Annotated in this window: 5 protein-coding genes; 4 read left to right on the forward strand and 1 reads right to left on the reverse strand. The window is 64.9% G+C overall.

Annotation, left to right across the window (positions count from 1 at the left end; translation table 11 throughout):
• Positions 1 to 984 (forward strand): ATP-dependent DNA ligase (locus ACTWP6_RS30025; RefSeq protein WP_443189612.1); only part of this gene is annotated, 984 nt, incomplete at its 5' end.
• 81 nt (positions 985 to 1,065) lie between these two features.
• On the opposite strand, the gene ACTWP6_RS30030 is transcribed toward ACTWP6_RS30025, so the two are convergent.
• On the reverse strand, positions 1,066 to 1,263 hold the full coding sequence (locus ACTWP6_RS30030) for a hypothetical protein (protein WP_443189613.1): 198 nt from the start codon (positions 1,261 to 1,263) through the stop codon (positions 1,066 to 1,068).
• Between the two features lie 270 nt (positions 1,264 to 1,533).
• Here ACTWP6_RS30030 and ACTWP6_RS30035 point away from each other — a divergent pair, with 270 nt between their 5' ends.
• The 3 genes from ACTWP6_RS30035 to ACTWP6_RS30045 all read left to right on the forward strand — a co-directional run bounded on the left by ACTWP6_RS30035 (position 1,534) and on the right by ACTWP6_RS30045 (position 3,459).
• Positions 1,534 to 2,535 (forward strand): hypothetical protein, encoded by a 1,002-nt coding sequence (locus ACTWP6_RS30035; RefSeq protein ID WP_443189614.1) that lies wholly within the window; start codon positions 1,534 to 1,536, stop codon positions 2,533 to 2,535.
• A 95-nt stretch (positions 2,536 to 2,630) separates the two neighbouring features.
• Positions 2,631 to 2,966, forward strand: coding sequence for a hypothetical protein (locus ACTWP6_RS30040; protein WP_443189615.1), 336 nt, complete (start codon positions 2,631 to 2,633; stop codon positions 2,964 to 2,966).
• 37 nt (positions 2,967 to 3,003) lie between these two features.
• The gene (locus tag ACTWP6_RS30045; protein ID WP_443189616.1) at positions 3,004 to 3,459 is read left to right on the forward strand and encodes a hypothetical protein; all 456 of its coding nucleotides are present in this window, start codon (positions 3,004 to 3,006) and stop codon (positions 3,457 to 3,459) included.
• The last annotated feature ends 122 nt before the right edge of the window (positions 3,460 to 3,581 follow it).

Here is a 3,581-nt window from a genome sequence, read left to right on the forward strand (position 1 = left end):
AAGATCACCCGCCACGGCAACTCGCTCGGCGCAGACTCCACCCGACCCACCTCGCCCATAGCCGGATCCTCCGCCCGCCGCAGCCACTCCATCGGAAGGCTCGCCGAAGTTCAGTCAACTAGACGCGGCTTGATTGTGCTCGACGACGATGAGCTGGTTGTCTTCACCCGGAACGGCGCCGAGGTGTCGAGGACATTCCCTGAACTCGCTGGGATCCGGGGCGCGGTTGGCGGTCGCCGCGTCATCTTGGATGGAGAGATCGTTGCTGTCGGCAGCGACGGCTGCCCGTCCTTCACCCGCCTGCAGCGCCGCTGGCCGCAGCAGAGGCGGCCCAGCGCCGAGCTGGTCCGCGAGGTCCCCACCCGATTTCTGGCCTTTGACGTCTTAGCCATCGACGGCCTCGACGTCACCGCCGAACCGTACGGCCGACGCCGAGAGATCTTTGATGGGGTCATGGTGGTCGACAAGTCACCGGTGATAACCGTCCCGCGGCATTGGGTTGATGTGTCGCCGGCGGACATGCTCGACGTATGTGCCGCCAACGCCATGGAAGGCGTTGTAGCGAAGCGCTTGGACTCACCGTATCGGTCTGGCCGATCCCCGCTGTGGGTGAAGTCGATGGTGAGGGCGACCGCGGAGCTGGTCATCGTCGGGCACATCAGCACGCGCGCCGCGGGCGGCAGCATCGGCGCGCTGCTGGTGGCCGGCCATGACGACACTGGCAATCTGGTCCTCGTCGGCCAGGTCGGCACCGGAATGAGTCTGCGTGAGCGGCGAAGGCTGTTCGACCTGCTCGATCCGATCGGAATCCCGCTTGCGCCAGTGTGTAACCCGCCCGCCGAACCAGGCGTGCGATGGGTGACTCCACGGTACGTCGGCGAGATTGCCTACCGGGAGTACACGCCGGGCCGGGGGCTGCGCCACCCGTCGTGGAAAGGCCTTCGGGAAGCCTCCCTCGCCGGTATCCGTCTGCCGAGCGCCTGAGCCGCCGGGCCTCGCCCGGGGCCCTCGACCAGGCCGCGACAGCCCACGCTCCCTGCGACTCGACAGCCACGATTCCCCGGATCAGAGCCACCCCAGCTTGGTGATGACACCCGTCACGGTAATCGCCGTCGTGGCGAGGCCGCCCGCCACCCAGGGCCATCGCGCCGGCCGGCGGGACGGCAGGGTGGTCTGCAACAGCATTCGGTACCGCAGTGTCACCATCCAGCCCGCGCGGGCCACCCGCTCGAACTCGCTCGGACTGTTGTCGTGCTTCGCCATGCACGCATGCTGCGCTCGATCAGCCCGCAATTTCTCGGCCCGATTGGGTAAGCACTCACGGTTCTCAGGGTAGGTCGGAGCGGTTCGTAACCATAACCATGTAACCTTCCAGGTACCTACCGCTAGCACATACCCTGCCAGGAGTTACCCATGAGTCCGCGCCACGTTCGCCCGAACATCTCCTGGGAGGTCATCGAGGCCGCTGCGGCGAAGACCGAGCAGCTCGACCGGGAAGCCATCGCGGCGATCGTGGGAGCCCGTACTGCGAGAGTGCAGCGCCTTGAAGACCTCAACCAGAAAGCGCCGGCAATCAAGCGGGCCACCGACAAGTACGAAATCCTCGACCGCGGTGAGCGGCCTGAAACCCGCATCCGGAGGTCGTTCGTGCGCCTGGCCAAAGCTAGGCCTCGCCAAGAAGACGAGTCGTGGCCCGAGACTGTCCAGCAGAAGCTCAAAGCCGACGTCGACAGCCGGCCACCGCTGACCAAGCTGATTCACCGACCCAGCAATGCCCTGCAGGTGTACTTGAGTCTGATCTACGTAGCTCAGCTGGAGTTCGAGCCCGGCGACCGGTGGGAAAACGAGCGCGACAACAACGGCAAGGACGGCTGGGGGGCGCTGTGCGGCCTGCGGGCGCCTGAAACCTTGCCGAAGGAACTGAACCTGCGCGTTACTCGTGCGCTAGGAAAGCTCGCCGAGCACGACCTGGTGCGCGTGGGCCCACGGAAGAGCAAGAACAGGTTCGCCGGGTTCACCCTTCATCGAGAAGACGAACGGCAGGCCTATTTCACGCCGTCGTCGTCTGAGTCGCGCAGCCTGCCGGCGGCCTTCTTCACGGCTGGGTGGCACCTGGTCCTCACCAGCGACGAGATGGCGACGCTGCTGGCGGTCATCGAGCAGACGGGGCAGCCCCGGGCCCGCAAGGATGCTGAGCAGGCCGGCGTGGCACTACCCGTGAAGGTTCGGTGGCAGTTCTATGGCCTCGCGCCGGAAGCGTTCGCCGCGCGCCACGAGCTGGAGGAGTTTGGGCTGATCGAAGCATTCGACCCGATGGACCGTACGAATGGAAAACTCTCGGACAAGCAGCGCCAGGGGGAGCTGCGGGCCACCCGCATCACGCTCAAACTCGACGGCTTCGACTTCACCCGTCCCGCGATCGACGTGGTGCGGGAGAAGCTGGCCGCCCCAGTGCCGCCGCGAATGATCGAGAGGGCGATGGGCGTACGTCTGCTCGACAGCGCCGGCCGCTGGCGGGAACCCAGAACGGCATGACACCGACACACCCGCACGATCGGCACCGCGAAGACCGAGACTGATCCGGGGCTCGTGGTGGACTGCTGGCCAGCTCACCCTTTAGCGTCGACGCCATGGCATCGAGCAGCGCTGGCGAACTGTTCAGCGAGGACCAGGTGGCTAAGGAATCTGGGCTGGCGGGGCCACTGGTCGCGGAGCTGATACCGCGTGCCTCGTCGACCGACAGTGACGAGCGCTTCATCTCTGATGTCAGGGCCTACGATGAGGTTGGGCTGTGGCGTGCCAAGGTGGCAAAGCTGCTGCTGGACAACAACATTCGGCCCAACTTCGTGCGTCTTGCGTGCCGGGAGCCGTTGACCGTCGAGCAGCTACGTGCCACCGTCGCGGAGTATTACGCTAACGCCGTAGGTGACCCTGGCGAGACTTCGAGGCCTGCTGATCACCAATAGGACAGCAGGCGTTCGGATGAATGGGCAGGATGGTTTTATGACCACGCCTCAGGTTTGGGTGTCTGCGACGTCGCGGGATATCAACTACGACGGCCACACGCCGGGCGGCCACTGGACGCTCGTCGGTGAAATCGACACAACGCAGGAAAGTGACTTCTTCACCTACGTTCAGGTGTTCATCGTGGGCCGCCGGACGGTCAGGGGACCGGCAGAGTTCTATCTTGATGGCAATCCGGATAGCGAGTGGGTCCAGGAATTCAAGAGTCAGCAACCGTTCTGGGTAGCGATCGATCCGTGGGGCGAGATGCGCACTAGCATTCACGGGGCAGACCCCACGTACCTGGTGAGCAACGCGAGGGCGGAGACGACCTCTCTGGCTCGGCGTCCGCCGGAGCCCCATCCTGGCCGGACCGACCGACCGGTCAAGGTGCCAATCAAGCTCAAAAGGGTCTCCGGCGAGGTGTTCACGCGCTGGACCCAACCTGCGAGCTAGGTGTACTGACCACGGACGTTGGTGACGGCGTGGTGAGGTGACAAGACGAAGACCTCCGAGTGAAGTGCGAACTGCCTAGGAACGCACCAACTCACTTCGGAGGTCTTCGTGTCTCACCGTAA

This window comes from Mycobacterium sp. 4D054 (genome assembly GCF_052245755.1).
GTDB lineage: Bacteria > Actinomycetota > Actinomycetes > Mycobacteriales > Mycobacteriaceae > Mycobacterium.